Source organism: Kytococcus sp. HMSC28H12 (assembly GCF_001816045.1).
Classification (GTDB): Bacteria; Actinomycetota; Actinomycetes; order Actinomycetales; family Dermatophilaceae; genus Kytococcus; species Kytococcus schroeteri.
Window position 1 is genome coordinate 1 of the sequence record NZ_KV824510.1, and the last position, 787, is coordinate 787.

Genomic DNA, 787 nt, shown 5'->3' on the forward strand with positions numbered 1-787 from the left:
CGCCGTGCTGTTCACCTCCGGGGCCACCGGCCCGCCCAAGGGCGTGGTCTACCGCCACCGGCAGCTGCTGGCGCAGCGCGACGTCATCGAGGCGGCGCTGGAGCTGCGCGCCGGGGAGTCGCTGGTGGCGGCCTTCGCGCCGTTCGCGCTCTACGGTCCGGCCCTGGGCATGACCTCGGCCGTGCCGGACATGGACGTCACGCAGCCCGACACGCTCACCGCCGCGGCCCTGGCCGATGCGGTGCACGCGGTGCACGCCGACGTCGTGTTCGCCTCTCCGGCCGCCCTGCGCAACGTGGTGGCCACGCACGAGGCCACCGCCGCCCCGCTGACCGGTGTGCGCATGGTGATGTCCGCCGGTGCCCCGGTGCCGGTGGAGCTGCTGGAGCAGGTGCGCCGGCTGGCTCCGGCCGCGTCCACCGTGACGCCCTACGGCATGACCGAGGCCCTGCCCCTGACCGTCGTGGACCCGCGCACCGTGGATCCGGCCGACCGCTCCGCCAACGCCGGCGTGTGCGTGGGCCGCCCGGTGCCCGGCGTAGAGCTGCGCATCGCCCCCTTGGACGCCGCGGGTACCCCCGCCGGGGACGACGCGCTGACCACCGAGGCCGGGGTGGTGGGCGAGGTGGTGGCCAGCGCACCGCACCTCAAGAGCCACTACGACCGCCTCTGGGGCACGCAGCACGCCACCGCCCACCCGGCCGGCTGGCACCGGACCGGCGACGTGGGCCACCTCGACGCCGCGGGCCGGCTCTGGGTGGAGGGGCGCGGCATCCACACCGTGACC

The 787-nt window shown here is 76.5% G+C and carries 1 protein-coding gene; it reads left to right on the forward strand.

Going from position 1 to position 787, the window contains the following annotated elements:
- A partial coding sequence (locus HMPREF3099_RS07395; protein ID WP_141762047.1) for an AMP-binding protein occupies nucleotides 1–787 on the forward strand: 787 nt, incomplete at both ends.